This is a genomic window from Pseudomonas sp. MEJ086 (genome assembly GCF_030209025.1).
GTDB classification, from domain to species: domain Bacteria; phylum Pseudomonadota; class Gammaproteobacteria; order Pseudomonadales; family Pseudomonadaceae; genus Aquipseudomonas; species Aquipseudomonas fulva_A.
Genome location: NZ_JARVSV010000031.1, coordinates 21,885 through 48,115, shown reverse-complemented (window position 1 = coordinate 48,115; position 26,231 = coordinate 21,885). Strand labels below are relative to the sequence as shown.

Annotated in this window: 26 protein-coding genes; 12 read left to right on the top strand and 14 right to left on the bottom strand. The window is 62.4% G+C overall.

All coding sequences use genetic code 11. The features are described 5' to 3' along the window. Positions 1 to 14: 14 nt before the first annotated feature. Together QRN22_RS20210 and QRN22_RS20205 are read right to left on the bottom strand one after the other, a co-directional pair. Positions 15 to 218 (bottom strand): YbdD/YjiX family protein, encoded by a 204-nt coding sequence (locus QRN22_RS20210; RefSeq protein WP_042556574.1) that lies wholly within the window; start codon positions 216 to 218, stop codon positions 15 to 17. After that, positions 208 to 2,289 (bottom strand): carbon starvation CstA family protein, encoded by a 2,082-nt coding sequence (locus QRN22_RS20205; RefSeq protein WP_042556573.1) that lies wholly within the window; start codon positions 2,287 to 2,289, stop codon positions 208 to 210. The genes QRN22_RS20210 and QRN22_RS20205 overlap by 11 nt, the downstream gene beginning before the upstream one ends. Before the next feature lie 270 nt (positions 2,290 to 2,559). Here QRN22_RS20205 and QRN22_RS20200 point away from each other — a divergent pair, with 270 nt between their 5' ends. The 4 genes from QRN22_RS20200 (at position 2,560) to QRN22_RS20185 (ending at position 5,345) form a co-directional block, all read left to right on the top strand. After that, a complete protein-coding gene (locus QRN22_RS20200; RefSeq protein WP_042556572.1) occupies positions 2,560 to 3,936 on the top strand; it encodes a cache domain-containing protein in 1,377 nt (458 codons plus the stop codon). Continuing rightward, positions 3,933 to 4,559 (top strand): response regulator, encoded by a 627-nt coding sequence (locus QRN22_RS20195; protein WP_042556571.1) that lies wholly within the window; start codon positions 3,933 to 3,935, stop codon positions 4,557 to 4,559. The genes QRN22_RS20200 and QRN22_RS20195 overlap by 4 nt, the downstream gene beginning before the upstream one ends. Before the next feature lie 143 nt (positions 4,560 to 4,702). Continuing rightward, entirely contained in the window at positions 4,703 to 5,071 is a 369-nt protein-coding gene (locus QRN22_RS20190; protein WP_042556570.1) for a PilZ domain-containing protein, read from the top strand. A gap of 127 nt (positions 5,072 to 5,198) precedes the next feature. After that, entirely contained in the window at positions 5,199 to 5,345 is a 147-nt protein-coding gene (locus QRN22_RS20185) for a hypothetical protein (protein WP_156152819.1), read from the top strand. 28 nt (positions 5,346 to 5,373) lie between these two features. Here the strand turns inward: QRN22_RS20185 and radA are convergent, their stop codons facing one another. Continuing rightward, positions 5,374 to 6,738 carry a DNA repair protein RadA gene (gene radA, locus QRN22_RS20180; protein ID WP_042556569.1) on the bottom strand — a complete coding sequence of 455 codons (1,365 nt, stop codon included), beginning with the start codon at positions 6,736 to 6,738 and terminating at the stop codon, positions 5,374 to 5,376. A 135-nt stretch (positions 6,739 to 6,873) separates the two neighbouring features. Between radA and QRN22_RS20175 the strand changes: the two genes are divergently transcribed. Beyond that, complete coding sequence (locus QRN22_RS20175; RefSeq protein ID WP_042556568.1) at positions 6,874 to 7,359, top strand: GNAT family N-acetyltransferase; 486 nt, start codon at positions 6,874 to 6,876, stop codon at positions 7,357 to 7,359. A 91-nt stretch (positions 7,360 to 7,450) separates the two neighbouring features. Here the strand turns inward: QRN22_RS20175 and QRN22_RS20170 are convergent, their stop codons facing one another. Next, a complete protein-coding gene (locus tag QRN22_RS20170) occupies positions 7,451 to 7,729 on the bottom strand; it encodes a DUF465 domain-containing protein (RefSeq protein WP_082045925.1) in 279 nt (92 codons plus the stop codon). Positions 7,730 to 8,003: 274 nt separating this feature from the next. On the opposite strand from QRN22_RS20170, the gene mscL reads away from it, so the two are divergent. Beyond that, a complete protein-coding gene (mscL, locus tag QRN22_RS20165) occupies positions 8,004 to 8,417 on the top strand; it encodes a large-conductance mechanosensitive channel protein MscL (protein WP_042556566.1) in 414 nt (137 codons plus the stop codon). A 69-nt stretch (positions 8,418 to 8,486) separates the two neighbouring features. Here the strand turns inward: mscL and QRN22_RS20160 are convergent, their stop codons facing one another. The 4 genes from QRN22_RS20160 to araD1 form a co-directional block, all read right to left on the bottom strand. Continuing rightward, entirely contained in the window at positions 8,487 to 10,043 is a 1,557-nt protein-coding gene (locus tag QRN22_RS20160) for a TerC family protein (protein WP_042556565.1), read from the bottom strand. A 282-nt stretch (positions 10,044 to 10,325) separates the two neighbouring features. Next, positions 10,326 to 11,099 carry a ferredoxin--NADP reductase gene (locus tag QRN22_RS20155; RefSeq protein ID WP_042556564.1) on the bottom strand — a complete coding sequence of 258 codons (774 nt, stop codon included), beginning with the start codon at positions 11,097 to 11,099 and terminating at the stop codon, positions 10,326 to 10,328. A gap of 281 nt (positions 11,100 to 11,380) precedes the next feature. Continuing rightward, positions 11,381 to 12,958: an aldehyde dehydrogenase (NADP(+)) gene (locus QRN22_RS20150; protein ID WP_042556563.1), complete on the bottom strand. Its 1,578-nt coding sequence runs from the start codon at positions 12,956 to 12,958 to the stop codon at positions 11,381 to 11,383. Positions 12,959 to 13,026: 68 nt separating this feature from the next. Beyond that, positions 13,027 to 14,022, bottom strand: coding sequence for an AraD1 family protein (gene araD1 / locus QRN22_RS20145; protein WP_042556562.1), 996 nt, complete (start codon positions 14,020 to 14,022; stop codon positions 13,027 to 13,029). Positions 14,023 to 14,137: 115 nt separating this feature from the next. On the opposite strand from araD1, the gene QRN22_RS20140 reads away from it, so the two are divergent. Further along, positions 14,138 to 15,058 (top strand): LysR family transcriptional regulator, encoded by a 921-nt coding sequence (locus QRN22_RS20140; protein WP_042556627.1) that lies wholly within the window; start codon positions 14,138 to 14,140, stop codon positions 15,056 to 15,058. Positions 15,059 to 15,224: 166 nt separating this feature from the next. Here QRN22_RS20140 and QRN22_RS20135 read toward each other — a convergent pair whose 3' ends face one another. After that, positions 15,225 to 16,214: a DctP family TRAP transporter solute-binding subunit gene (locus QRN22_RS20135; RefSeq protein ID WP_042556561.1), complete on the bottom strand. Its 990-nt coding sequence runs from the start codon at positions 16,212 to 16,214 to the stop codon at positions 15,225 to 15,227. A gap of 313 nt (positions 16,215 to 16,527) precedes the next feature. Here QRN22_RS20135 and QRN22_RS20130 point away from each other — a divergent pair, with 313 nt between their 5' ends. From QRN22_RS20130 to QRN22_RS20120, 3 genes are all read left to right on the top strand, one after another. Continuing rightward, positions 16,528 to 17,649, top strand: a complete 1,122-nt coding sequence (locus QRN22_RS20130) for a methyltransferase (RefSeq protein WP_042556560.1) — start codon at positions 16,528 to 16,530, stop codon at positions 17,647 to 17,649. Between the two features lie 90 nt (positions 17,650 to 17,739). Further along, positions 17,740 to 17,997 carry a type II toxin-antitoxin system Phd/YefM family antitoxin gene (locus tag QRN22_RS20125; protein ID WP_042556559.1) on the top strand — a complete coding sequence of 86 codons (258 nt, stop codon included), beginning with the start codon at positions 17,740 to 17,742 and terminating at the stop codon, positions 17,995 to 17,997. Beyond that, a complete protein-coding gene (locus QRN22_RS20120; RefSeq protein ID WP_042556558.1) occupies positions 17,985 to 18,281 on the top strand; it encodes a type II toxin-antitoxin system RelE/ParE family toxin in 297 nt (98 codons plus the stop codon). Before QRN22_RS20125 ends, QRN22_RS20120 begins: the two co-directional genes overlap by 13 nt. 133 nt (positions 18,282 to 18,414) lie before the next feature. On the opposite strand, the gene QRN22_RS20115 is transcribed toward QRN22_RS20120, so the two are convergent. Then, positions 18,415 to 19,734 carry a TldD/PmbA family protein gene (locus QRN22_RS20115; protein ID WP_042556557.1) on the bottom strand — a complete coding sequence of 440 codons (1,320 nt, stop codon included), beginning with the start codon at positions 19,732 to 19,734 and terminating at the stop codon, positions 18,415 to 18,417. Next, on the bottom strand, positions 19,734 to 21,176 hold the full coding sequence (locus QRN22_RS20110; protein WP_042556556.1) for a TldD/PmbA family protein: 1,443 nt from the start codon (positions 21,174 to 21,176) through the stop codon (positions 19,734 to 19,736). The genes QRN22_RS20115 and QRN22_RS20110 overlap by 1 nt, the downstream gene beginning before the upstream one ends. 381 nt (positions 21,177 to 21,557) lie before the next feature. Here QRN22_RS20110 and QRN22_RS20105 point away from each other — a divergent pair, with 381 nt between their 5' ends. Continuing rightward, positions 21,558 to 22,169 carry a hypothetical protein gene (locus QRN22_RS20105; protein WP_156152818.1) on the top strand — a complete coding sequence of 204 codons (612 nt, stop codon included), beginning with the start codon at positions 21,558 to 21,560 and terminating at the stop codon, positions 22,167 to 22,169. Positions 22,170 to 22,504: 335 nt separating this feature from the next. Further along, positions 22,505 to 23,293, top strand: coding sequence for a transporter substrate-binding domain-containing protein (locus QRN22_RS20100; RefSeq protein ID WP_042556626.1), 789 nt, complete (start codon positions 22,505 to 22,507; stop codon positions 23,291 to 23,293). A gap of 285 nt (positions 23,294 to 23,578) precedes the next feature. Here QRN22_RS20100 and QRN22_RS20095 read toward each other — a convergent pair whose 3' ends face one another. Genes QRN22_RS20095 through QRN22_RS20085 form a run of 3 tightly spaced genes read right to left on the bottom strand, consistent with a single transcriptional unit; the run spans position 23,579 to position 26,177 of the window. Further along, positions 23,579 to 23,722 carry a DUF2474 domain-containing protein gene (locus tag QRN22_RS20095; protein WP_042556554.1) on the bottom strand — a complete coding sequence of 48 codons (144 nt, stop codon included), beginning with the start codon at positions 23,720 to 23,722 and terminating at the stop codon, positions 23,579 to 23,581. Beyond that, on the bottom strand, positions 23,722 to 24,729 hold the full coding sequence (cydB, locus tag QRN22_RS20090; RefSeq protein ID WP_042556553.1) for a cytochrome d ubiquinol oxidase subunit II: 1,008 nt from the start codon (positions 24,727 to 24,729) through the stop codon (positions 23,722 to 23,724). The genes QRN22_RS20095 and cydB overlap by 1 nt, the downstream gene beginning before the upstream one ends. A gap of 2 nt (positions 24,730 to 24,731) precedes the next feature. Continuing rightward, the gene (locus QRN22_RS20085; protein WP_042556552.1) at positions 24,732 to 26,177 is read right to left on the bottom strand and encodes a cytochrome ubiquinol oxidase subunit I; all 1,446 of its coding nucleotides are present in this window, start codon (positions 26,175 to 26,177) and stop codon (positions 24,732 to 24,734) included. Positions 26,178 to 26,231 lie beyond the last annotated feature (54 nt).

Below are 26,231 nucleotides of genomic sequence, written 5' to 3'. Positions count from 1 at the left end.
TTAGCCCGGAGAGATCAACAGCAGCGGATAGGCCGCCCCTTGCCGCCACCATAACGCGCTTCCTGGCGCTCGCGGAAGAAGGCTTCGTAGCTCATCACCGGCTTGTCCGGATGCTTCTTGGCCATGTGCTCGACATAGGTGTCGTAGTCGGGCATCCCCACCAGCATCCGCGCGGCCTGGCCGAGGTACTTGCCCATGCGGCTGAGATCATTGAACACGGGCGACCTCCGGTGCGTCGGCAGGAATGGCCTGATACGGCGCCTCATTGTCGCTGCGCGAATCCTTTTGCCAGGCGGCACGACCGACCTTGACGGCATAGAACAGCACACTGACCACCACGAACAGGAACAGCACGGTCAGGGTAGCGTTGGTGTAGGCGTTGAGGATCACGTGCTGCATCTGACCGAGGTCCTTGGCCGGAGCGAGGATCTGACCGGCATCCACCGCCGCCTGATACTTCTTGGCCAGGGCCAGGAAACCGACTGCCGGGTTCGGGTCGAGGAGCTTGATCAGCCCTGCGGTGGTGGTGCAGATCAGCAGCCAGGTGGCCGGGATCAGCGTTACCCACACATAGCGCTGACGCTTCATCTTGATCAGCACCACGGTACCGAGCATCAGCGCGATGCCAGCCAGCATCTGGTTGGAGATGCCGAACAGCGGCCACAGGGTGTTGATGCCGCCCAGCGGATCGATCACGCCCTGATAGAGCAGCCAACCCCACAGCGCCACACAGCCAGCGGTGGCGATGACGTTGGCGAACCAGGACTCGGTCTTCTTCATGGACGGCACGAAGTTGCCCAGCAGATCCTGCAGCATGAAGCGCCCGGCACGGGTACCGGCGTCGACCGCGGTGAGGATGAACAGCGCCTCGAACAGGATCGCGAAGTGGTACCAGAAGGCCATGGTGTTTTCACCTGGCAGCACGCTGTGAAGAATCTGCGCGATGCCCACGGCCAGGGTCGGCGCACCACCGGCGCGGGCCAGAATGGTGTTTTCACCGATGTCTCGGGCAACCGCTTCCAGTTCTTCGGGAGTGATCACGAAACCCCAGCTGCTGACCGCGGCGGCAACCGATTGGACATCCGAGCCGACCAGCGCGGCAGGGCTGTTCATGGCGAAGTACACGCCCGGCTCGATCACCGACGCGGCGACCATGGCCATGATGGCCACGAAGGACTCCATCAGCATGCCGCCATAGCCGATGTAACGGGCATGGGACTCGTTGGCGAGCAGCTTGGGCGTGGTGCCCGAGCTGATCAGGGCGTGGAAGCCGGATACCGCGCCGCAGGCGATGGTGATGAACAGGAAGGGGAACAGCGTGCCCTTCCACACCGGCCCGGTGCCGTCGGTGAACTGAGTCAGCGCCGGCATTTTCAGCTCGGGCATGACCACCAGAATGCCGATAGCCAAGGCGATGATGGTGCCGATCTTCAGGAAGGTCGACAGGTAGTCACGTGGAGCCAGGATCAGCCATACCGGCAATACCGCGGCGACGAAGCCGTAGCCGATCAGCATCCAGGTGATCTGCACACCGGTGAAGGTGAAGGCGGGGCCCCATACGGGATCGGCCGCGATCACGCCACCCAGCCAGATGGAGCCGAGCAGCAGGATCACACCGATAAGGGAGATCTCACCAATGCGGCCAGGCCGGATATAGCGCATGTAAATGCCCATGAACATGGCGATGGGAATGGTCGCCATGACGGTGAACATGCCCCATGGGCTTTCCGCCAGCGCCTTGACCACGATCAGCGACAGCACCGCGAGGATGATGATCATGATCATGAAGGCGCCGAACAACGCGATGGTGCCTGGCACCTGGCCCATTTCCTCGCGTACCAGCTCCCCCAGGGAGCGGCCGTTACGGCGCGTGGAAATGAACAGCACCATGAAGTCCTGCACCGCACCGGCCAGGACCACACCGGCGATCAGCCACAGGGTGCCGGGCAGATAGCCCATCTGCGCGGCGAGTACCGGGCCGACCAGCGGGCCGGCGCCAGCGATGGCGGCGAAGTGGTGACCAAAGAGGATGTGTTTGTTGGTAGGGACGTAGTCCAGGCCGTCGTTGTTGAGTACGGCGGGGGTAGCGCGACTGGGGTCGAGCTGCATCACCTTGGTGGCGATGAACAGGCTGTAGTACCGATAGACGACGAGATAGATCGCCACGGCAGCGACGACAATCCACAGGGCGTTGATCGACTCACCGCGGTTCAGCGCCACGGTACCTAGCGCGAAGGCGCCCAGTAAGGCGACGGCAAACCAGGCGATATGGCTAGCCATTCTGGTCATTTGACCTCTCCTGCCGCAGACGTCTGTCCGCGACGTTCATTGTTATTGTTTTGCTCCGCAACAGAGCCCCCGCAACTATCCATATAAGTCCCCTTTCGAGTAATTCGCAAAACTACCCACGGCCCCCTGCGTAGAACTACGTAGGCCAGAACCGAACCTACCAACCGGTCACGACCCGGTTTTGTGTATGCTCTGGCGGCCCACTGCCCCGGGGGTGATCAATGCGCCCAGCCCTACCCTGCCAGCAAACCTCCCGTCCGGAGTGAATCGATGCAACTCAAGCACAAGATCGTCGCGCTCAGTCTGCTGCCGATGCTGCTGGCCGTGGCGGTGGTCTGCCTGCTGGTGCTGATCCAGAACCAGCGCCTGGGCAACCAACAGGCGCAACTTATCGAACACAGCATCCTCAGCAGCAAGCAGGCCGAGCTCAAGCACTACGTGGAGATGGCGCTGAGCACCATCGGGCCGCTTTACGACAGCGGCCTCGACGACGATGAGACCAAGCGTCAGGTACTCGCCCTGCTGGCACGTATCAACTTCGGCAGCGACGGTTACTTCTTCGTCTACGACCGTAACGGCAAAAGCCTGATGCACCCTCGCCAAGGCACTCTGGTGGGCAAAGACCTGTGGAACATGACCGACTCCCACGGTCTGCTGGTGATCCAGGCGTTGATCCGTAGCGCGACCCAGGGCGACGGCTTTCAGCGCTACGGCTGGCAGAAGCCGTCCACCGGCCAGATGGCCGACAAGCTCGCTTACGTGACCATGCTCGAGCGCTGGGGCTGGATGCTCGGCACCGGCATCTATCTGGAGGACGTCGATAACGCCATCGCCCAGGTTCGCCACGACGTGGGTAGCGGCATTCGTACCACCATGCTGGCCATCGCCATCGTCGCGCTGATCGCGGTACTGCTGGTATTCGCCAGCGGCCTGACCCTCAACGTCAGCGAGCACCGCCTCGCCGACCGCAAGTTGCAACAGCTGACCCAGCGCATCATCACGTCGCAGGAAGAAGAGCGCTCGAGGCTGTCTCGCGAACTGCATGACGGTATCAGCCAGTTGCTGGTGTCGATCAAATTCAAATTCGAACTGGCCGCTCACGAACTGGAGGCCGGCAAGGCCAGCGCCGCGCAGACCCTGCGCCAGGGGATCGAGCGCCTGGCAGGCGCGATTGGCGAAGTACGGCGCATTTCCCACGACCTGCACCCATCCCTGCTCGACACCCTGGGCCTCGCCTCGGCCATCGGCCAACTGGCCAGCGAATTCGAGCAGCGCAGTGGCCTCAGCGTGAGCTATCACAACGGCCTGAGCGATACCCGGCTGAGCGATGACATGAACGTGGCGCTGTTCCGCATCCTTCAGGAAGCCCTGACCAATATCGAGCGCCATGCCCACGCCAGCCGCGTGGCAATCAGCCTGACCGGTAACAGCCGCCGGGTTAACCTGCGTATCAGCGATGACGGTGGCGGCTTCAGCCCACGCAAAGCCGAACAGCACAGCGGCGGTATCGGCCTGCGCAATATTCGCGAGCGGGTCGAACACTTCGGTGGCGACTTCAACGTCACCTCGACGTCATCCGGCACCAAGCTCGACGTAGCCCTGTTACTCTCCGCAGCCACGCCCCCCAACCAGGATCCGCTGTCATGAAGACGATCCGCATCGCTCTCGTCGACGACCACGTCCTGGTCCGCGACGGCATACGCACGCTGCTCTCGATGGTCGAGCGCTTCGACATCGTCGGTGAAGCCGGCAGCGGCAGCGAGGCACTGGAACTGGTGGCACGTGAGCAGCCGGATATCCTGCTGATGGACATCGGCCTCAAGGACATCAACGGCCTCGAACTGACCGGCATCATCAAAAAGCGCCACCCGTCCATCAAGGTGCTGATCCTGAGCATGTACGACAATCAGGAATACGTCAGCAGTTCGCTGCGCATGGGTGCCTCGGGTTACGTGCTCAAGGAAGCACCCTCGCAGGAAATCATCTCGGCCATCGACGTGCTTGCGGTCGGCGGCCGCTTCTACAGCGGCGACGTTGCGCAGAAACTGTCGCAGGAGGAAACCGAAGAGGGCGAACTCACGCCTCGCGAACGGCAGGTTCTGTTGATGATGGCGCAGGGGCTCAACAACAAGGCCATGGCCAGAGAGCTGCAGATCAGCGTACGCACCGTGGAAACCTATCGTCTGAACATCCGCCGCAAGCTGGATATCGAAAAGCCGGCGGATCTGGTCAAGCACGCCATGGAGTACGGCTGGTCACCGGAGACCTGACAATGGATCGCGAATGTTTTCCTGCCCGCGCGATCCTATCCATAGGCCACCCATCACTCACTTCAGCAGCGTGACCCCATCGACTGACGACGGCGATGCGCTGGCTTGGCTATAGTGGACAAAACAAACAGAGGACACCTCACATGAGCGACACCCACGAACGCCGACGTTTCCAGCGCATCGCCTTCGATGCCCCCGCGGAAATCGTCCAGGGCGAACGGATCTGGCAAGTGGAGCTTCACGACATCTCGTTCAAGGGCGTTCTGGTGCGCCGCCCCTGGAACTGGGATGGCGCCACCGGTGAGGATTATCTGGTGCGCGTTACCCTCGACGACAAGCTGCAGGTAGCGATGCAGGTCGAGCTGGTGCATCTCGAGGAGCGTGTACTGGGCTTTCAGTGCCATCACATCGACCTCGACTCCATGAGCCATCTGCGCCGTCTGGTCGAGCTCAATCTGGGTGATGAACACCTGCTCGAACGGGAACTGGCTGCGCTTTGCGAGGAAGACTGAAAGCCATGCGGCGTCCCGTCGCGCAGGTGCCGCGGCGATGATTGATCTCGATCAAGGCGCTCCGATGGGCCGGATCGCAGGATAGAGACGAACCCAACAGGGGAACATTCCCCACGGAGGCATCGTCATGATCAGCGCCCCTATCGCCAAGGCAATCGACTTCCCTTCGCAACGTCAGGCACAGCGCCCGGCACGCCGCAACGCCTGGCTGGCACGCATCGGCCAGCGCCTGCAGCGTCGCCAGCAGGCCGACGCAGCCTGTCCGATCCACTGAGGCAAACCACGTCCAGGCAAGGACGCGCTTACTCGAAGAGCGCGTCCAGAGCCTGCTCGAGGCGGGTCACGGCCACCACCTGCAAGCCCGCCGGTGCCTCCTTCGGGGCATTGCCCTTGGGCACGATGGCGCGCTTGAAACCGTGCTTGGCCGCTTCCTTGAGGCGCTCCTGACCGCTCGGCACCGGGCGTATTTCCCCGGACAGGCCGACCTCGCCGAACACCAGCAGGTCATGAGGCAGCGGCCGGTTGCGCAGGCTGGATATCACCGCCGCCATCAGCGCCAGGTCAGATGCGGTCTCCAGCACCTTCACCCCGCCTACCACGTTGAGAAACACGTCCTGGTCATAGGTGGGAATACCGCCGTGGCGATGCAGCACCGCCAGCAGCATGGCCAGACGGTTCTGGTCCAGGCCCAGGGTCACCCGACGCGGGTTGGCCATGTGGCTGGTATCGACCAGCGCCTGCACTTCCACCAGCATCGGCCGAGTGCCTTCCCAGGTCGCCATGACGATGCTGCCGGGGACCTCTTCCTGGGCACGGGTGAGGAAGATCGCCGAGGGGTTGGAAACTTCCTTGAGGCCCTTGTCGGTCATGCCGAACACGCCCAGCTCGTTGATCGCACCAAAACGGTTCTTCACCGCACGCAGCAGACGCAGGCGGCCATCGGGGTCGCCCTCGAAATACAGCACGGTGTCGACCATGTGCTCCAGCACCCGCGGCCCGGCCAGAGCGCCTTCCTTGGTGACGTGGCCGACCAGGAAGATCGCCGTGCCGCTCTGCTTGGCGAAACGCACCAGCAGCGCCGCGCTCTCGCGCACCTGGGCGACGCCGCCGGGGGCCGACTGCAATTGCTCGGTGAAGATGGTCTGGATCGAGTCGATCACCATCACCTTGGGTTTTTCCTGACGGGCGGTGGCGATGATGCTTTCGATGCACGTCTCGGTCATCACCTTGAGCTTGTCCTCGGGCAGGCCGAGACGCCGGGCGCGCATCGCCACCTGCTGCTGGGATTCCTCGCCGGTGACGTAAAGCGCCGGGAAACGCTGGGCAATATTGCACAGCGTCTGCAGCAGGATGGTCGACTTGCCGATACCGGGGTCACCGCCGATCAGCACCACCGAGCCGTCCACCAGGCCGCCGCCCAGCACCCGGTCGAGCTCTGCCGAAGCGGTGGTGAAGCGTGGCATCTCCTCGACGCTGACCTCGGCCAGGGTCTTGAGCTGCGCCTGCGCGCCCGCCCAACCCGTCCTACCGCTGGGCGTCGGCGCGCCGGCTTCGATCATGGTTTCGGTCAAGGTATTCCAGGCACCGCACTCACCGCACTGCCCGGCCCACTTGGGAAAGGTCGCGCCGCACTCGGTGCAGCCATACAAGCGTTTGGCCTTGGCCATGAGAGTCGTCCTGCTGAAAAGCGAAGCCCGAAACGATACCGAACAACTGGATAAATTTACAGACATTCGGCATGCCGACTATCAGCAGGCAGCGCGGGCGCCGATAATGCACCGCTTAGCCGCGAGATACCTGCCATGTCGATCGAACTCGTTCCCGCCAGCGCCGAGCAACTGCCGCTGATCAGCAACCTCTACCAGTTCTACGCCTACGAGTCCTCGGACTGGGAACAGGAGGACGTCGAAATCGACGGGCGCTTCTATGTTCATCAACCGCACCTGCAGCGCTATTGGCAGGACGAGGGCTGGAGCGCGCAGCTGATTCTGGTGGATGGCTTCATCGCGGGCTTCCTGTTGCTTGAGGCTTGCGATCAGCAGGGCGAGGCAACGATGGAATTCGCCGACCTGTTCGTTCTGCGCAAGTACCGCCGCCTGGGCATCGGGCGCGCGGTTTTCCAGCAGGTGGTGAGCGACGGTCGCACCTGGCTGACCTGCTGTTATGCGCAGGACGAACTGGCGAGCGCCTTCTGCAAGCAGGTGCTGAGCGAACTGCCGCAGAATGTGAAGGAGCTGGACCCAGCCCCTGATGAACCCGGGCTGCGCCGCTTCGTGTTGTACCCCTAACCTGCGCCTCAGCGCAGCGATACCCGCAAAGCAATCCCGGCGTTACCAGTTGGTCAAAACAGCGCCGGGTATCGCTTCGCTCAACGCCAGGCTAGTTCGATTTACGGGTTCCGCACTGCTTGCCGCAGTTGCAGCATCCATTTTCGGCCTTGCCAACCTGCCGAGCCAGATCCTCGCGCAGACCGGAGCGCCGCAGCTTGAGCGCCGAAAGCGGCATGCCATCAGGCCGCTCGATACCGTTCTCGATGCGTGCGATGCGTCGGTCCACATCGTCGTACTGCTCGGCCAGCGCCGCATAGGACGGATTGCTGAGCTGGCGTTGCAGCGATTGTGTTTCTGACTGCGCGCAATAGTCGATGTGCATGGCCATGCCTCCTGATGGACGAGTTGGAGGCGACTGTAATCCGCAGCAGGCGGCAGCATGTTGATCCCCGTCAACCCAGTCACGCAGCCTGACCACCGTCTGTCGAGCACCACGCAACGCATTTGCGCGAACCTCCCAGGGGCATAAATCCTGTAATCAATTCGGACAATTTTCCGGCAGAGGGGTCACAACCGATACGCGCGGCCTGGAGGCGGTGTATGGCAGACGGGCGGTAGTGATTTACACTTCACTGCACGAATCAGACTAATGGGGGTTGTAAATGGGCATCATCAACGAATTCAAGGCATTCGCCGTCAAAGGCAATGTCGTCGACATGGCAGTCGGTATCATCATTGGTGCCGCCTTCGGCAAGATCGTCTCGTCGTTCGTCGGCGACGTGATCATGCCGCCGCTGGGCTTGCTGATCGGAGGGGTGGACTTCTCCGACCTGGCTATCACCCTGAAGGCCGCCGAAGGCGAACTACCCGCCGTGGTGCTGGCTTATGGCAAGTTCATCCAGACAGTCATCGACTTCGTCATCGTCGCCTTCGCCATTTTCATGGGCGTCAAGGCGATCAATCGCCTCAAGCGTGAAGAAGCCGTGGCGCCATCGGTGCCGCCCGCGCCGACTCCGCAGGAACTGCTGCTGGGCGAGATCCGCGACCTGCTCAAGGATCAACAGCGCAAGGATTGATCCAATTACCGCAAACGACAACGGCGCCTCAGGGGCGCCGTTGTCGTTCATGCGGGCAGCTTACATGGCCTATTCGCCAGTGGCGGGTTTCAGCAGCACCCGCGTGACCCGGCGCTCCTTGACCTCGATCACGGTCAGCTCCCAGCCCAGGTACTCGACCTTGTCGCCGATCAGCGGCAGACGGTCGAGCAGGCTCATGGCCAGACCGGCCAGGGTCTGATAGTCGTCCGTCGGGCGCGCGGTGAATTCCAGTCGATCGCGCAATACCGCCAGGTTGACCGCACCGTTGACGCGATAACCGCCCTCCACTTCCTCGACATCCGGGCCATCCACCTCGCTGGCATCCGGCAGTTCACCGGCAATGGCCTCGAGAATGTCGGTGAGGGTCAGCAGCCCTTCGAAACCACCGAACTCGTTGACCACGAAAGCCACGTGAGTAGAGCCCTGGCGCATCTGCTCCAGCGCACTGAGCACACTGGAGCTGTCCGGCAGATTGATCGGCGCACGCACCAGGCTCTCGATATCCGGCTGCTGGCCCTTGAGCAACTCCTTGAACAGCTCCTTCTTGTGGACGTAGCCCAGGGGCTCATCACGGGAGTCGTTGCGGGTCACCACGAGGCGCGAGTGCGGCGAGTCGAGCAGTGCCTGATGGATCTTTTCGGGGGCGTCGTCCAGGTTGATGCGGTCGACTTCCATGCGGTCGGTCATGACCTTCTGGATCGACATCTCCGCCATGTTCAGCACGCCGCTGATCATCACCCGCTCACGGCGGTCGAACAGTGCGGTTTCACCCTGCTCGCCCTCAAGCATGTCGGCGATGTCCTCGCCCACTTCGTCAGCCTGCACCTTGCCGCCCAGCATGCGCATCACCGCATGCGCGGTGCGGTCACGCAGACCACGCTGGCCCTGCAGGCTGCGCTTGCGGCGCGAACGAGCGACCTGGTTGAACAGCTCGATCAGAATCGAGAAACCGATGGCCGCGTACAGATAGCCCTTCGGAATGTGGAAACCCAGGCCTTCGGCCGTCAGGCTGAAGCCAATCATCATCAGGAAGCCCAGACACAGCATGATCACCGTGGGGCGCGCATTGACGAACGCGGTCAGCGGCTTGCTCGCCACGATCATCAAGCCCATGGAGATCACCACGGCGATCATCATCACTTGCAGGTGCTCGACCATGCCCACGGCGGTGATGACCGCGTCCAGAGAGAACACTGCGTCGAGCACGATGATCTGCGCCACCACTGGCCAGAAACGCGCATAGACCTTGCTGCCGGCATGCTGATGGGTACGCCCCTCGAGGCGTTCATGCAGTTCCATGGTGGCCTTGAACAACAGGAACACACCACCGAACAGCATGATCAGGTCACGGCCGGAGAAGGTCTTGCCGAACACGTCGATCAGCGGCTCGGTCAAGGTGACCAGCCACGCGATGCTGGCCAGCAGGCCCAAGCGCATGATCATCGCCAGGCTCAGACCGATCAGACGGGCACGGTCACGCTGCTCGGGCGGCAGCTTGTCGGCGAGGATGGCAATGAACACCAGGTTGTCGATGCCCAGAACGATTTCCAGGACGATCAGGGTCAACAGGCCCAACCAGGCCGTGGGATCAGCGATCCATTCCATTTAGTGTGTAGCTCTCTCTAGGGAAAAACGCAGGCAGCCGAACGCGGCGCGCATGCACGGGGCAGGCACGGAAAGTCTCGGCTGATGGGAAGAATGCGCAACGTTCGGCTGCGCGGAAGGCTTGCACCGGGCGGCGCTGCCTTTGGGAAGTACCGCCCTCGTCCATAACGGCGAGGGCGATCGTCTACTGTCGCTGTCCATGAAGACCGGATAGTGGGAAACAGACCACGCAATCTACTGGAGCGCGAGTCACACTGAAAGCGCTGAGTTTGTAACGGCGCTTTACCAGTAGTTTTCCACGGCCACCTGCCCGGGGCGCCGGGTCAGGCTCAAGTTCAGGCCCCGGGCCTTCAGGCGCTGGCGGATATCGTCGATCATCTGCGGGTTGCCACAGATCATCAGCCGCGAGTGCTCAGGCGCCAGTTCCAGACCAGCGGCACGTTCCAGCTCACCGCTGTCGAGCAGTTCGGTGATGCGGGCATTCAGGCAACCCGGCGCCTGTTCGCGGGTAACCACAGGCAGGTAGGTGAGTTTGTGGGCGTATTCGGCCAGATGCTCGAGTTCGGCAAAACCCTGAATCATCTCCTGGTAAGCCAGCTCGGCGACCGAGCGCGCGCTGTACACCAGCACGATGCGTTCGAAGCGTTCCCAGATTTCGAAATCCTGCAGCATCGACAGGAACGGCGCGATACCGGTGCCGCTACCCAGCAGCCACAGGTCGCGGCCATCGATGAAGCGGTCGAGGGTCAGGTAGCCCGTCGCCATCTTCTCCACCAGCAAGCTGTCGCCTGCACGCAGACGGCTCAGCTCGCTGGTGAACTCGCCACCCGGCACGACGATGGAAAAGAACTCCAGATGCTCGTCGTGGGGCGCCGAGACCAGCGAGTAGGCACGCCAGACGACGGTGCCATCGGCCTTTTCCACACCGAGGCGGACGAACTGCCCGGCGCGGAAACGAAATCCCGCGTCCCGGGTGGTACGCAGGGTGAACAGCGTGGGCGTGAGGGTCTGTACGTCGAGAAGGGTCTGGCGGGTGAATTTTTCTTCGCTACTCATCGGCGGCTCCATCGGGACTCATCCGCCTAGTGTCGCGCAAAGCCACGCGGCTAAACACCGGCAAAGATCAGGGGCAACGCTTGGGCGGGTTCGGCGGACCAGCGGTTTTGAGGTAATTGGTGGATAAGCTTCGCGTTATCCACCCTACTGGCTGTGGGAACGGGCCATGCCCGTGATTTCGCGCGCATGGCGCGCTCCCACATGAGTGGCCGGGCAAACGACCCCATCCACCGCCCATAAAAAAGCCGACCCTGAGGTCGGCTTCTGTATTGCTGTGGTGCTTACAGCGCGTCGCGGCTGCTTGCGCCATCCACAAGGCGGGCGATGCCCAGCGGGTTGCCGTTCTTCAGGGCGTCGGGCAGCAGCGCGTCCGGGCAGTTCTGGTAGCAGACCGGGCGCAGGAAGCGGTCGATGGCCAGGGTGCCGACCGAGGTACCACGGGCATCGGACGTCGCCGGGTACGGGCCGCCGTGAACCATGGAGTCGCAGACTTCCACGCCGGTCGGGTAGCCGTTGAACAGCACGCGGCCGACTTTCTGTTCGAGCAGTGCGAACAGCTCCTCGCTGCCAGGCAGATCGCCCGGCTCGGTGAGCAGGGTCGCGGTCAGCTGTCCGTGCAGCCCTTTCATGGCGGTCAGCAACTCGGCCTCGTCGGCCACTTCGACGACGATGGTGGTCGGGCCGAAGACTTCCTCCTGCAGCCGTTCGTCGCCATCGAGCAGCAGACCGACATCGGCCTTGAACAGTTGCGGGCGCGCTTGGCTGCCCTCCTGCCTGGCCCCGCTCAGGTGGGTGATGCCGGGGTGTGCGGCGAGCGCCGCCAGGCCTTTGCCGTAACTCTCGAGACCGCCGGCATTGAGCAGGGTCTGCGCCGGTTGGTCGGCCATCTTGGCGGTCAGGCTTTCCAGAAAGGCGCTGAACGCCGGCGAGCGGATGCCCATCACCAAGCCCGGGTTGGTGCAGAACTGGCCAGCGCCCAGCACCACCGACGCGGCCAGCTCGCCGGCAATTTGCGCGCCACGCGCTTTGAGGGCCTCGGGCAACACGATGACCGGGTTGATGCTGCTCATCTCGGCGAACACCGGGATCGGCTGCGGGCGGGCTGCCGCCATGTCGCACAGAGCACGGCCACCACGCAACGAACCGGTAAAACCGACGGCCTGAATGGCGGGATGCTTGACCAGTGCGGCACCGACGATGCCCCCGTAGATCATGTTGAACACGCCTTTCGGCATGCCGGTTTTCTCGGCAGCACGCAGCAGCGCCGCGCCAACCAGCGCCGTGGTAGCCATGTGACCGGGGTGGGCCTTGAACACCACCGGGCAGCCAGCGGCGAGCGCGGAAGCGGTGTCACCACCGGCCGTGGAGAAAGCCAGCGGGAAGTTGCTGGCACCGAACACCGCGACCGGGCCAAGGCCGATGCGGTACTGGCGAATGTCCGGGCGTGGCAGCGGTTGACGATCCGGCAAAGCGCGATCGATGCGCGCGCCAAAGAAGTCACCACGGCGCAGCACTGTGGCGAACAGGCGCATCTGCCCGCTGGTACGGCCGCGCTCGCCCTGAATGCGGCCCGCGGGCAGCGCGGTTTCCCGGCAGACGGTGGCGACGAAATCGTCCCCCAGAGCGTCCAGCTCGTCGGCGATGGCGTCGAGGAAATCGGCGCGCTTGCCCGCCGACAGGCTGCGGTAAGTCGGGTAGGCGGCGGCGGCAGCTTCGGCAGCGGCGTCGACCTCTTGCGCAGTGGCCTCGACGAATTCGTACGGCAAGGTTTCACCGCTGGTGGCATCGACGCTCTGCAGTTTCACGGAGCCGCGGGCGCTGTAGGCACCACCGATGATGTTATGGCCGTTGACGGACATGAAATATTCCTCCTGGTTAGAACCAAGCGGGACCAAAACTGGCCCCGGCATGGATAACGATGGATGGTTTACAGGGCAGTCACGCCGCCCGGCTCGAGCGGCTCGTCGGCCGCCACCAGCCCATTGCGCAAGGGTGCGCCGAACTCGTTCATTTCGATCTCGAAGGTATCGCCCGGCTGGGCCTTGATACCGTCTGCATAGGACAGCGTAGCGGTTCCGAAATAATGCACGTGCACGTCGCCGGGACGCAGGAACTGCTGGTACTTGAAGTGGTGGAACTCCAGGTTCTCCAGGCTGTGACACATGTTCTCCTCGCCACTGAGGAACTCCTTCTCCCACAACACCTGGCCGCCACGATGAATGCGGCTGGTGCCGGACAGGTGGGCTGGCAGTTGACCTACGCGCAGCTCAGGGCCATAGGCGCAGAAACGCAGCTTGGAGTGAGCCAGGTACAGGTAGCTGCGCCGCTCCAGCACGTGGTCGGAGAACTCGTTGCCCAGCGCGTAACCGAGGCGGTAAGGCTTGCCGTCATCGCCGATGACGTACAAACCGACCAGCTCCGGCTCCTCGCCACCATCCTCGGCGAACACCGGTACCGGCAGGTCGGCACCGGGGCGCACGACGATGCCGCCATCGCCCTTGTAGAACCATTCCGGCTGCGCGCCCACCTTGCCAGCGCCAGGTTTGCCGCCTTCGAGCCCCCAGCGGAACATGCGCATGGTATCGGTGAGGGTGGCTTCGTCCTGGGCCTTCTGCTGATGCATCTTGTCGCGGGTCGAGGCGCTGCCAAGGTGGGTCAGGCCGGTGCCGGTGATCAGGCAATGCGCCGGGTCCTCGTGATCGAGCGGCGGCAGGATACGACCGCCTTGCTGCAGACCGGCATATGCCGGGCCAGCCTCAGTGCCACGACTGTTCACTTCGTCCTGCAGGCTGCGCCCGGCACGGATCGCCGCCAGCGCCAACTCGCGGGTGCTGCTGATGCCGCGAACTGTGTGGATGGCATCGCCTTCGACCACGCCAACCTGGCGCTGGCCTTGAGGGGTTTCGAACTGGATCAGTCGCATGGCTTATCTCTCTTGTCAGTCGCTTGCCCGAACGGGAACAGGACAGACTTTACGAACTGCGCGCCACCCTGCCTAATGACAGGCTCTGATCAAGCAATAACTAATGGTTATCACCATGCTCGCATCCCTCCCCGCTCTGGTATCCCGGCTGCGCCTGAAACAGCTGCGCCTGCTGATCGCCCTCGACGAACAGGGCTCGCTGCACAAGGCCGCCGACGCCGTGGCGATCAGCCAGCCAGGCGCGACCAAGGCGCTCAACGAAATTGAGTCGGCGTTCGGCATGCGCCTGTTCACCCGTACCAGCCAGGGGCTGGAAGCCAATGACCTGGGGCGATGCGCGATTCGCTATGCACGCCTGATTCACAGCGATCTGGCCCACCTGCGCGAGGAAATGCTGGGCATTCTGCAAGGCCAGGGCGGCCGCCTGGTGGTGGGCGTGATCATGGGCGCTGTGCCGCACCTGACCCGCGCGCTGTCGCGGTTGCGGGCGCGCCAACCGGAGCTGTCGGTGGAAATCGTCGAGGACACCAGCGCACGCCTGCTCAGCCTGATCGACCAGGGTCGCCTGGATCTGGCGATCTGCCGCACCAGCGTCAGCCGCAGACCGGACGACTACGACTGCCTGAGCCTGCACGAGGAACAGCTGAAGGTAGTGGCCAACCCCGCGCACCCGCTCGCCGCCACTCCGGGCCTGAGCCTGGCGCAGCTGGCCGCTTACAGCTGGGTGGTGTTCCCGGCGAACATGCCGATGCGCCTGGTGCTGGAGCGGGCGTTCAGCGATGCCGAGCTGGAATTCCCGCGCTACCCGCTGGAAACCGCCTCGACCTTCGCCACCCTGATGCTGCTGCAGGAAGACCCGAACCTGGTCGCGCTGATGCCACGGGAAACGGCTCAATACGCGGCACGCTCAGGCCAGCTGGCATGCCTGGAACTTGCCCAGGCACTGCATAGCGAGCCCTATGGCGTGATCAGCCGCCACGGCTCGCCGCTGTCGTCACCTGCCCGCTTGCTGCTGGAGGAGCTGCGCGCTTCGTAGCTTGGGTCGGGCCACGTGGGTGTAACCCATCACCATGGAGGAACTGTGCCCCATCCTCTGGCCCCGACTTCGTGTGGGAGCGCGCCATGCGCGCGAAAAATCGCGGGCATGGACTATGCGTCCCCGCCCGCTCCCACAGGAATACGCATTAAGCCGGCGTAATCGATCAGCGACGATTGACCGTCTGCGCCGCGCGCAGCACGTCGGCACCGATCTCGGCTTCGAACGCCTGCCATACCGGACGCATCGCTTCACGCCAGGCGCTGCGCTGCTCGGGGGTCAGTGGCAGGATCTGGCTATGGCCGCCAGCGACGATCTGCTCGCGGCTCTTGCGGTTCTGCTCTTCGGCGTCCTGGTTCACCTTGAAGCTGACCTCTTCGATGATCGCTTCGAGCTGCACACGCACCTGATACGGAATGCTGACCCAGAACTTGGAATTGCTGATCAGCATGTAGTTGAGCGAGCCATGATTGGTTTCGGTGATGAACGGCTGCGCGCTATCGAGCTTCTGGCTCGCCAGGTTCGACCAGGGGTTTTCCGCGCCTTGTACGGTGCCCTTCTGCAACGCCGCCAGGGTGTCACTGAACGCGATCTTGCTGGTGCTGGCGCCGAGCTGCGCGAACTGCGCTTCCAGTACCGGCGACGGCTGAATGCGGAAGGTCAGGCCTTTGGCATCGGCAGGCAACTTCAGCGCGCGGTTGGCGGAGAGCTGCTTCATGCCGTTGTTCCAGTAAGCCAGGCCGTAGATGTCGTAGCCCGCCATGGAGCGCAGCAGCTCGCGGCTCTTCTCGCGCTTCTGGAAGCGCTTGACGGCGTCCAGATCGTCGAACAGGAACGGCAGGTCGAACACCTGCAGTTGCTTGGTGTAGGCATCGAATTTCGACAGCGAAGGCGCCAGCAGTTGTACCTTGCCGTCGCGCAGGGCCTGCAGCTCGTCGTCGTCACCGAACAGGGTGGAGTTGGGGTAGACCTCGACCTTCACCTGGGCGCCGAGACGCTCCTCCACCAGTTGTTTGAACAGCAGGGCGCCACGGCCCTTGGGCGTATCGTCGGCAACCACGTGGGAGAACTTGATGACGATGGGTTCCGCAGCGGATACCGACGTACAGATCAGCAGCAGAGCAGACAGGGCAATGGTGACAACGGACTTGAACATGCAACACCTTGGCAATGGCAGGCAACGGCGCATGCACGAGGCAGGCACCTGAAGGAAATGGGTTATCGAGTGACCTCAACGAGGCATCGGCAAAGCGCTGTCGGCTACGCCCGGCACGTGGCTCGGGTGTGCGACTATTATTGGAGGGGCTGCACGGGAGGGGCGTTGGGCTCGACCTTATCGGCAGGGGCGCGATTCTTGTCGATCCCCCGCCGCGGAACAAGCGGCAATAACGCCAACTGCAGCACAGCTTGAAGATTCGCTGCCCGCGCCATGGCAGAATGCGCGCCGCCACACCCACCACGAGATCAGCATGTCGTCGTCCTTCGTCACCCCTTTCGCCACCCTGGAACTGCAGCGCCAGCCCGAGCAACCCGGCATGCCGCTGCAAGCCTTCGATGCCGCCGACGCCTACCTGCTCGAACAGGTGCAGACGCTCTCAGGCACTCCGCGCGTGCTGCTGCTCAACGACAGCTTCGGTGCCCTGGCCTGCGCCCTGGCCGGCCGCACCCAGGTGACCAGCAGCGGCGACTCGCATCTGGGCCACCTGGCGCTGCGTCTCAATCTGGCGCGCAACGGTGTTGCCGAGGATGCCGTGAGCTTCGTACCGGCCAGCGCGCCGGTGAGTGGCCCTTTCGATCTGGTGCTGATCCGCGTACCGAAAACGCTGGCCCTGCTTGAGGAACAACTGATCCGCCTGCATGGCCAGTTGGCGCCTGGAGCTCAGGTAATCGCTGGCGGCATGATCAAGCATCTACCGCGCGCGGCTGGCGATCTGCTGGAGAAATACATCGGCCCGGTGCAGGCTTCGCTGGCGGTGAAAAAAGCCCGCCTGCTGCACGCAACGCCAGAAGCCAAAGCGACGCCGACGTCGCCCTACCCGACCCGTTATCGCCTCGACAAACCGGCACTCGAACTGAGCAACCACGCCAACCTGTTCTGCCGCGAAGGGCTGGATATCGGCACCCGCGCCTTTCTGCCTCATCTGCCCAAACACCTGGACGACCGTCGGGTCGCCGACCTTGGCTGCGGTAATGGTGTGCTGGGCATCGCCTACGCATTGAGTAGCTCCAGCGCCGAGCTGACCCTGGTGGACGAGTCCTACATGGCCGTGCAATCGGCTCGGGAGAACTGGCGCGCAGCCTTGGGCGAGCGACCGGTGACCATTCGCGCCGGTGACGGCCTGGCCGAGCAGGAGGCCGACTCGCTGGACCTGGTGCTCTGCAACCCGCCCTTCCACCAGCAGCAGGTGGTCGGTGATTTTCTCGCCTGGCGCATGTTCCAGCAGGCCCGCAACGCACTGGTCACCGGCGGCGAACTGTGGATCGTCGGCAACCGCCACATGGGTTATCACACCAAGCTGGCGCGGCTGTTCCGGGGTGTCGAGCAGGTGGCGGCAACGCCGAAGTTCGTGGTGCTGAAGGCGACGAAGTAACACCATTGGAGTCGAGAGAATGAGCGAGCGTTGCGAAGGGGGGGAAGTATCACTAAAGTGATACTTTAATTTACGCGTCGGGTCCCCACCATGAAAGTCGAACTGGTCACCAACCTGAAGCGACAGGCCACCAAGATCCTTGCCGATCTTCACGAATCCAAAGAGCCCATACTGATCACAGAGCATGGAATCCCCTCGGCTTATCTGGTGGACGTCGATGACTATCAGTTCATGCAGAAACGCCTTGCACTGCTGGATGCCCTCGCGCGAGGCGAACGAGCCGTGATCGAAGGCAATACCATCAGCCATGAACAGGCCAAGGAACGGCTGAGCAAATGGCTGAAATAGTCTGGACGACCCCCGCGCTCGAACAACTCGAGGATCTGGCGCAGTACATAGCCCTCGACAAACCGGATGCCGCACGAGCACTCGTCAAAAAGGTGATTGAAGCGGTCGCACGATTGGCCGAATTCCCGATGTCCGGCCGCGGTCCTGCCGAGTTGCCAAACGCTCTCTATCGCGAAGTCGTCGTCCCGCCCTGCCGGATTTTTTACCGCGTTTCGGATACAACGGTTTTTATCATCCACATCATGCGAGAGGAGCGCGTATTACGCGCCCATATGCTCGAGTGAGCCTCATTGGTAACGGCAGCATTGATCAGCACACGCGGCTGGCCTTTCCCCGGGTATCGCTGCGCTCGACACCGGGCTACCAGAGTCACCCGTAGCCTGCGGTTGATCGCAGCGATACCCAGGAATATCTTCCTTACAACGTCAGGGTAAACCGCGACAGCAAGGCGCCGGGCAGCGCCATCGAGCCGGTCTGGCGGGCGCCGTAGGTGCCGTTGGGCAGCAGCAGCTCCGGTTCACGGGTCAGGGCTTCCAGGTTCGGGCCGAGGAAATCGAACAGCGAATCGTCGAAACGCATGGTGTTGACCGGTGCCTGGATGCGGCCGTCTTCGACCCAGAAAGTGGCGAAGCGGGTCATGCCGGTCAGGCGCCCGGCCGGCAGGTCGGAGAAGTTGCTGTACCACAGGTTGCCGATATACAGCCCGGTGCCGAGGCGCTGCAGAATCTCGCCCTCCTCCAGCTCGCCGCCATGCAGGTGCAGCGAGAACGGGTACTCGCCGCTGCCCGCGCCGTTGGCGATCAGCCCATGTTCGGCGGCGCTGCGTGAGCTGACCAGACGCTCGCCCGGCTTGCCCTGGCTGACCAGGCGCAGTGGCTGACGTGGCCCCTCGCGGGTGAAGGCCGGCGCCAGGCCGCCTTCGATACGCTCGTCCAGCGTCACCTTGTCGCTCAAACTGGCGCTGCCGGCGAACAGCCGCTGCAGCGGGCTGCCACCGGTGGCCAGCGCCTCGGCGGAAAAGCCCCAGGCGAACAACCCGAACAATTCCTCCAGCGCCGCTGGCGTCAGGTAGGCGCGATACGCCCCTGGCTTCAGTTCATGGGCGGGTTTGCCGAGGTATTCCAACTGCTCACGGGCGAACGCCAACTTGCGGGCGAAGGCCTGAGCATCCCATTGCTCGCCGGCATAATTGCTTTTCACCGCCTGGCCGTTTTCGTGGAACAGGCTGAACTCGAAGTTGAAGCTGCTCGCCGCGTGCCAGCCGAAGGCGCCCCAGGAGCTGGCGAAGCCCTGGTATTGCGGCCCGGCGGCGTAGAAACCGACCAGATCCAGCCCGGCAGACGCCTCATTGATCTGCGCGATGGCCGCCTCGCTGTGCTGAACCGACTCACCCGCCGCCGTCTCACTGCACCACGCCTCGCGATTCAAGCGCAGGTAGGGATCATCGACCAGCGTCGGCACGACCACGCGCAACCGCTGCAGCGCCTGGTCGAGGCGCGGAAGGTCATCGTCGATCACCCCGCTGAGGGCCAGTTCGAAGTCGCCATGCCGCTCGCCCTGATACAGGGCCAGGGTGGCGTACACCTGCTGCACCTGGCCGGCCTGGCGCACGCGGGCGTGGTTGAAGCGGATAAAGTCCGAAGCCTCGGCCTGGTACTCCAGGGTAAAGCCCTCGCCGGCCTGCAGCTCGGCGTTCAGGTGCGCGAGCAGCGCCTCGAAATGCTGACGTGCTTCCATCAGGCAGCCCCTCCAAAGACATCGATATCGGCGAACACGCACGCCGGCGTGGCGTGGCCGACGCGGATCACCTGGTTCGGCTCGCCCTTGCCGCAGTACGGCGTGCCCAGCACCTCGAAGGTACTGGCATCGCCGACGGCCTTGAGGTTGCGCCAGAACTGCGCGGAGATACCGCGGTAGTTGGGGTTCTTCACCACGCCCTTGAGTTCGCCGTTCTCGATCAGCCGGCCCCACTCGCAACCGAACTGGAATTTGTTGCGCGCATCATCGATCGACCAGGAGCGGTTGTTGCTCATCAGGATGCCGTGCTCGATGCCGCCGATCATCTGCTCCAGGCGTTGCGTGCCAGGCTCGACATTGAGGTTGGCCATGCGGTCGAGGGTCGGTCGGTTCCAGCTGCAGGCACGGCTGTTGGCGACCCCCTCCAGACCGCTGCGCCACTGCGACAGCGCACCACCGAGCGGTCGCTGCAGGATGCCCTCGCGGATCAGGTACTCACGCTGCGCCGGCGTGCCGTCATCGTCATGGCGGTAGCTGGCCAGCTCGCCCGAAACCGTCGGGTCGAAGGTCACGTTGAGCAGCGGCGAGCCGTATTGATAGCTGCCGAAATCTTCCTGGCGAATAAAGCTGGTGCCGGCGAAATTGCGCTCGTCACCGAGGATACGATCCAGCTCCAGTGGATGGCCGATGGACTCGTGGATCTGCAGGATCATCTGATCCGGCATCAGCAACAGGTCGCGGTGGCCGCTCGGCGTGTTGGGCGCCAGCAGCAACTGCAGCGCCTCGTCGGCGATACGGCTGGCGGTGCCAACCAGCCCCAGCTGATCGATCACCTCCGCACCGCCCTGGCGTGCCAGGTGAGTGCCGCCGAAGCTGCGGCTCTGGCTGTCGGCGCCATCGCTGGCGGTCACCCCCAGTTGCGGTAATACGTAGTGCTGGGCACGCCGCAAACGGGCACCGGCGCTGTTGAGGTAGATCTGCTCGGTGGCGGTGAAACTCAGGCCGGCGTACCAGTCCACCAGGCGCTCGTCACGCGGCACCCGCGCCGACTCGGCCGCCAGCAATTCGTACCAGTGCGCCGGGCTGGCCAGGGATCGCTCGTAGCCGGGCATCACGTCATCGGCCTGCTCATGGGGCACCGGTAGCTCGTGCATATCGAGCAGATTGCTACCGGCAAGCTGGCGAGCCAGCGCCTCGGCCCTGTCGAGCGCCGCCTGCAACCCAGCCTGGCTGAGATTGCTGGTCGCCGCGTAGGCCTCCACGCCAGCGACGCGCACGCTGAGCATGGCGCCCGCATCGTCGGAAAACGACGGCGCCCGCGCCACATTGCGGCGCACCCAATAGCGCTCGGTGGTTTCCCGCACATGGCGCAGCGACCAGAAATCGGCGGTGCAATGCAGGGCGGCGAAGCGGCGTTGCAGGGTTTCGCTGAAGGCGAACATGGGGGCTCCCTTGGTAGGCGGCATAGGGAGGCAGTATGGAAAGGATTGCCGGGATTGGGCAACCAGGGCGGCGGCGAGCATCGCGTAGACGGATGGCTATTTGATGGCGTAGTGTCAGAGCCGGCTTTGTATTGACACGCGATTTATAGCCAGCAGCGTACCGATTAACAAACGTCTCCCCGTCAGTGCAATGTGATTTTTCGGTATCGCTATGGTGGATGAAAAAAGCGTCATCCACCCTACTTACTAGCGAGCACGAACAGATGAGCTTATATAGTCGTGTACAGATGGCGGTTACCTGCCTATTGCTTTTGGTTATGACTGAGTCAATATCGCAATCTCACAGAGTTACATAAAAGCTTGAATAGCCAGGGAAGACAAATGAAACAACCAGCATTTTTGCATTCATTTGCTTACGGACTGATACTCAGCATCCCCTTAACACTTACATTTATCTCTGGCTTCTCATCCTCAGAGAACTCAAATGGTGAAAATAATTCATTTTTACTAACCACCTTAGTTATTGGTTTTTTATCACTACCCGGATCGCTTATATTATTTCTCATTGGTTTCACTGCAGCATTCTCGGGAAAAACAGGAGGAATGATCACAGTGGCATGCATAGCGCTATCCATTCCCAACGCTCATATCATGGGCATGCTCTATGCGCATATGTACAAGAAAATAAAGCAAAAAACCAAGAACCAGAACAACATTCTTCTTAGAGACTGCCCAAAGTGCTCATCCCCCATCAACACTCATGCGTGCATTTGCAAACACTGCCATAGCGCCGTAGAACCTCTTTATGTAAACAACCCAACCGCGAACAGACAGGTCATAAAAATATTAAAACTTCAGTCCCTAGGATTTCATGACAATGAAATTGCCAAAAAACTGAATGACGATGGAGATTTTTTTCTCGAGGATCACTCGAATTGGGACAAGAAAAAAATAAACTCACTGATCACAAAACTGAAAACCCACAAAATATGAACCAACAACAATTATTCCATCACCGCGAACAACTTGGGCTCGATCGTTCCCACATTCTGCATGGAAAGGTTTCAACAGGACGCGTCCGAGGCATTGTCAGTTCGGCTCATAAATACTACGCGGAGCGTCAAGCCTGCATTTCCAGGCAGCAAATCGAAGGACATCCGTAGGGTGGACAACGCGAAGCTTGTCCACCATTTTCAAAACATTGTCCCGAATGAACTCGGGTTAGCCTGGGGTCAGTGCCTTGCTCCGGGGCTTGGCTGCGGGGCGTCTCGTCCTTACTGTGTCTCGCAAGATTGCCCCCTCCTCACAACCGCGAGCATCGACTCATGATGAAAAACCTGACCCTCAGCGCCATCACCACCCTGCTTATCGGACTGTCGGGTTTTGCCCAGGCTCAGGAAACGCCGTCGCACCTGGACAAGGTGCTGGAGAAGGGACAGCTGGCCGTGTGCACCACCGGCGATTACAAGCCGTATACCTTCCTGCGCCAGGACGGTGAGTACGAAGGCATCGATATCGAGATGGCCCAGTCGCTCGCGCAGAGCCTCGGGGTGAAGGTGCAGTGGGTGCCGACCACCTGGAAAACCCTGATGCCGGATATGGTGGCAGGCAAGTGCGATATCGGCATGGGCGGCATTTCGGTGACGCTGGAGCGCCAGAAGAAGGCCTTCTTCAGCAGCACCCTGGATGTGGACGGCAAGATTCCCCTGGTGCGCTGTGAAGACGTTTCCCGCTACCAGACCGTCGAGCAGATCAACAGGCCAGAGGTGCGCCTGATCGAGCCGGCGGGCGGTACTAACGAGGCCTTTGCACGGGCCTACTTGCCAAAGGCTCAGCTGAATTTCCACGACAACAAGACCATCTTCCAGGAACTGCTGGATAAGCGCGCCGACGTGATGATCACCGACGCGTCCGAGGCCCTGTACCAGCAGAAACGCATGCCCGGCCTGTGCGCCGTCAACCCGACGGACTCCATGCAATACGGCGAGAAAGCTTACCTGCTGCCTCGCGACGACATGACCTGGAAGAGCTACGTCGATCAGTGGCTGCATTTGAGCAAGGCCACCGGTGCTTATCAGAAGACCCTTGGCCATTGGCTGGCGGTACCGGGGCAGTAATGAGACACCGATCGTTCCCACGCTCTGCGTGGGAATGCATCAGCAGGACGCTCCGCGTCCGATTCCTCGATAGCCAAACGTGCAAATGAAATGCGGCGCAGAGCGCCACGGGAGGCGTTACCACGCGGAGCGTGGGAACGATCAAAATGGTGGATGGATAAAGCGTCATCCACCCTACGCCCTACCGACAAGTAGGGTGGACAACGCGAAGCTTGTCCACCATTCGTAACCCGAACAGCCCCATTGAGATCGCTCCCAAGCGAAGCGTGGCAACGATCCTCACCCTTACGGCGTACTCAACCCCGCCGCATTCATAAATAGCCGTAGCAGGTACGACACCAGCCCCAGGCTCAGCACGCTGACCGTCCAGATGCCGGCCAGCCAGGCGATGCGTTGCCAGAGGGGTTTCTTTTCGCTGGCCTTGTTCATCAGTGGTACCCCTGATCAGGCGTCACCTTGCCGCGGAATACGTAGTAGCTCCAGGCGGTGTAAACGAGGATGAACGGAATGATGAACAGTGCGCCGACCAAGGCAAAGCCCTGGCTCTGCGGGGGCGCGGCGGCCTGCCAGATGGTCAGCGAGCCGGGCACGATGTTCGGCCACAGGCTGATGCCCAGGCCGCTGTAACCGAGGAAGATCAGTACCAGGGTCAGTACGAACGGCTTGCTGTTGTCGTGGTTGGCCACCGAGCGCAACAGGTAGAAGAAGGTCGCCAGCACCAGCAGCGGCACGGGCAGGAACCAGAACAGGTTGGGCAGGCTGAACCAGCGCTCGGCAATGCCCGATTGAGACAGTGGCGTCCACAGGCTGACGATGCCGATCACGGCCAGCAACAGCAGCCCCAGGGGCCGGGCCATCCTGTACATCTGTTGTTGCAGGCGCCCTTCGGTTTTCATGATCAGCCAGGTGCAGCCGAGCAGCGCATAGGCGGCGATCAGGCCCAAGCCGCTGAACAGCGGGAACGGCGCCAGCCAGTCCAGCGAGCCGCCGGAGAACGACCGACCTTCGACCGGAATGCCTTCGATAAACGCGCCCAGCGCCACGCCCTGAAAGAAGGTCGCTGCAACCGAGCCGCCGATGAAGGCCTTATCCCAGATATGCCGTTTGTGGTCGCGGGCCTTGAAGCGAAACTCGAAGGCCACGCCGCGAAACACCAGGCCCAGCAGCATGAACATCAACGGCAGATACAAGGCACTGAGCACCACCGAGTAGGCCAGCGGGAAGGCGGCGAACAGCCCGGCACCGCCCATCACCAGCCAGGTTTCATTGCCGTCCCAGACCGGCGCCACGGTGTTCATCATCACGTCGCGTTCGCCCTTGTCCGGCACGAACGGAAAGAGGATGCCGATGCCCAGGTCGAAGCCGTCCATGATCACGTACATCATCACGCCGAAGACGATGATCACCGCCCAGATGACGGAAAGATCGATACCCATGGTCATGCCCTCCCGGTTGCAGTGCGGGTGATCGAATCGTTGTCGTCCAGGCCTTCCTTCGCGGCGGACAATGGCCGCGCCTGCGTGTGCCGGGTGCCCGGCCCGCCATCATCCTGATGATCACCTTCGCCGCTGACCGGCCCTTTGCGCACCAGGCGCATCACGTAGCTCATGCCGGCGCCGAACACGGCGAAGTAGACGACCACGAACAGCACCAGGGTGATCCCCAGTTGCGCCGCGCTGTGCATCGACACACCGTCGGCGGTACGCATCAGCCCGTAGACCACCCAGGGCTGGCGGCCGATCTCGGTGGTGAACCAGCCGGCGAGGATGGCGATCAGGCCAGACGGCCCCATCCACAGGCAGAAATACAGGAACGGGCGCGACTGGTAGAGGCTGCCGCGCCAGCGCAGCCAGAGGCTCCAGAGACCGGCCAGGATCATCAGCATGCCCATGGCGACCATCACCCGAAACGACCAGAAGACGATGGTCGAGTTGGGCCGATCCTCCTTGGCGAACTCCTTCAGCGCGGGCACCTGCTTGTCGAGGCTGTGGGTCAGGATCAGGCTGCCGAGGTACGGCACCTCGACCTTGAAGCGGGTTTCCTCGCGCTCCATGTCCGGCCAGCCGAACAGGATCAGCGGCGTCGGCTCGCCGGAGCTGTTGTCCCAGTGGCCTTCGATGGCGGCGATCTTCGCCGGTTGATGCTCGAGGGTATTGAGGCCGTGGAAGTCGCCGATCACCGCCTGTACCGGGGCGACCAGCAGGGCCATCCACAGCGCCATGGAGAACATCTTGCGCATCGCGGGGGTGTCGCGCCCACGCAGCAGGTGCCAGGCCGCCGACGCGCCGACGAAGAACGCGGTGGCGAGAAACGCGGCAGTGGCCATGTGCGCCAGGCGGTAGGGGAACGAGGGATTGAATACCACGGCGAACCAATCCACCGGAATGACCCGGCCGTCGACGATCTCGAAGCCCTGGGGCGTTTGCATCCAGCTGTTGGAGGCGAGAATCCAGAAAGTCGAGATCAGCGTGCCGATCGCCACCATGATCGTCGAGAAGAAGTGCAGCCCCGGCCCCACGCGGCTCCAGCCAAACAGCATGACGCCGAGAAAGCCCGCCTCGAGGAAGAATGCGGTCAGCACTTCGTAAGCCAGCAGCGGCCCGGTGATAGAACCGGCGAAGTCCGAGAAGGCACTCCAGTTGGTGCCGAACTGGTAAGCCATCACCAGCCCGGAGACCACGCCCATGCCGAAGTTGACGGCGAAGATCTTCGCCCAGAAATGGTAGAGGTCGCGGTACACCGTTTCGCCGGTCTTCAGCCACAGCCCTTCGAGCACCGCCAGGTAACTGGCCAGGCCGATGGTGATGGCCGGAAAGATGATGTGGAAGGAGATGGTGAAGGCGAACTGGATGCGCGCGAGATCCAAAGCCTCTAGGCCGAACATGGGGCGTCCCTCGATCAGGTTATCGACTTTCTAGTTGTCTGCAATCCAGGCAGC

What these genes read in the sequence shown, in the direction of transcription:
- QRN22_RS20130 (WP_042556560.1), top strand. Translation starts at nt 16,528, where the DNA reads ATGTCGTCGTCCTTCGTCACCCCTTTCGCCACCCTGGAACTGCAGCGC.
- QRN22_RS20170 (WP_082045925.1), bottom strand. Translation starts at nt 7,729, where the DNA reads ATGGCCATGCACATCGACTATTGCGCGCAGTCAGAAACACAATCGCTG.
- QRN22_RS20120 (WP_042556558.1), top strand. Translation starts at nt 17,985, where the DNA reads ATGGCTGAAATAGTCTGGACGACCCCCGCGCTCGAACAACTCGAGGAT.
- QRN22_RS20095 (WP_042556554.1), bottom strand. Translation starts at nt 23,722, where the DNA reads ATGAACAAGGCCAGCGAAAAGAAACCCCTCTGGCAACGCATCGCCTGG.
- QRN22_RS20155 (WP_042556564.1), bottom strand. Translation starts at nt 11,099, where the DNA reads ATGAGTAGCGAAGAAAAATTCACCCGCCAGACCCTTCTCGACGTACAG.
- QRN22_RS20190 (WP_042556570.1), top strand. Translation starts at nt 4,703, where the DNA reads ATGAGCGACACCCACGAACGCCGACGTTTCCAGCGCATCGCCTTCGAT.
- QRN22_RS20115 (WP_042556557.1), bottom strand. Translation starts at nt 19,734, where the DNA reads ATGGAAGCACGTCAGCATTTCGAGGCGCTGCTCGCGCACCTGAACGCC.
- QRN22_RS20105 (WP_156152818.1), top strand. Translation starts at nt 21,558, where the DNA reads ATGAAACAACCAGCATTTTTGCATTCATTTGCTTACGGACTGATACTC.
- radA (WP_042556569.1), bottom strand. Translation starts at nt 6,738, where the DNA reads ATGGCCAAGGCCAAACGCTTGTATGGCTGCACCGAGTGCGGCGCGACC.
- QRN22_RS20140 (WP_042556627.1), top strand. Translation starts at nt 14,138, where the DNA reads ATGCTCGCATCCCTCCCCGCTCTGGTATCCCGGCTGCGCCTGAAACAG.
- QRN22_RS20195 (WP_042556571.1), top strand. Translation starts at nt 3,933, where the DNA reads ATGAAGACGATCCGCATCGCTCTCGTCGACGACCACGTCCTGGTCCGC.
- cydB (WP_042556553.1), bottom strand. Translation starts at nt 24,729, where the DNA reads ATGGGTATCGATCTTTCCGTCATCTGGGCGGTGATCATCGTCTTCGGC.
- QRN22_RS20085 (WP_042556552.1), bottom strand. Translation starts at nt 26,177, where the DNA reads ATGTTCGGCCTAGAGGCTTTGGATCTCGCGCGCATCCAGTTCGCCTTC.
- mscL (WP_042556566.1), top strand. Translation starts at nt 8,004, where the DNA reads ATGGGCATCATCAACGAATTCAAGGCATTCGCCGTCAAAGGCAATGTC.
- QRN22_RS20200 (WP_042556572.1), top strand. Translation starts at nt 2,560, where the DNA reads ATGCAACTCAAGCACAAGATCGTCGCGCTCAGTCTGCTGCCGATGCTG.
- QRN22_RS20175 (WP_042556568.1), top strand. Translation starts at nt 6,874, where the DNA reads ATGTCGATCGAACTCGTTCCCGCCAGCGCCGAGCAACTGCCGCTGATC.
- QRN22_RS20110 (WP_042556556.1), bottom strand. Translation starts at nt 21,176, where the DNA reads ATGTTCGCCTTCAGCGAAACCCTGCAACGCCGCTTCGCCGCCCTGCAT.
- QRN22_RS20135 (WP_042556561.1), bottom strand. Translation starts at nt 16,214, where the DNA reads ATGTTCAAGTCCGTTGTCACCATTGCCCTGTCTGCTCTGCTGCTGATC.
- araD1 (WP_042556562.1), bottom strand. Translation starts at nt 14,022, where the DNA reads ATGCGACTGATCCAGTTCGAAACCCCTCAAGGCCAGCGCCAGGTTGGC.
- QRN22_RS20100 (WP_042556626.1), top strand. Translation starts at nt 22,505, where the DNA reads ATGAAAAACCTGACCCTCAGCGCCATCACCACCCTGCTTATCGGACTG.
- QRN22_RS20185 (WP_156152819.1), top strand. Translation starts at nt 5,199, where the DNA reads ATGATCAGCGCCCCTATCGCCAAGGCAATCGACTTCCCTTCGCAACGT.
- QRN22_RS20205 (WP_042556573.1), bottom strand. Translation starts at nt 2,289, where the DNA reads ATGACCAGAATGGCTAGCCATATCGCCTGGTTTGCCGTCGCCTTACTG.
- QRN22_RS20150 (WP_042556563.1), bottom strand. Translation starts at nt 12,958, where the DNA reads ATGTCCGTCAACGGCCATAACATCATCGGTGGTGCCTACAGCGCCCGC.
- QRN22_RS20160 (WP_042556565.1), bottom strand. Translation starts at nt 10,043, where the DNA reads ATGGAATGGATCGCTGATCCCACGGCCTGGTTGGGCCTGTTGACCCTG.
- QRN22_RS20125 (WP_042556559.1), top strand. Translation starts at nt 17,740, where the DNA reads ATGAAAGTCGAACTGGTCACCAACCTGAAGCGACAGGCCACCAAGATC.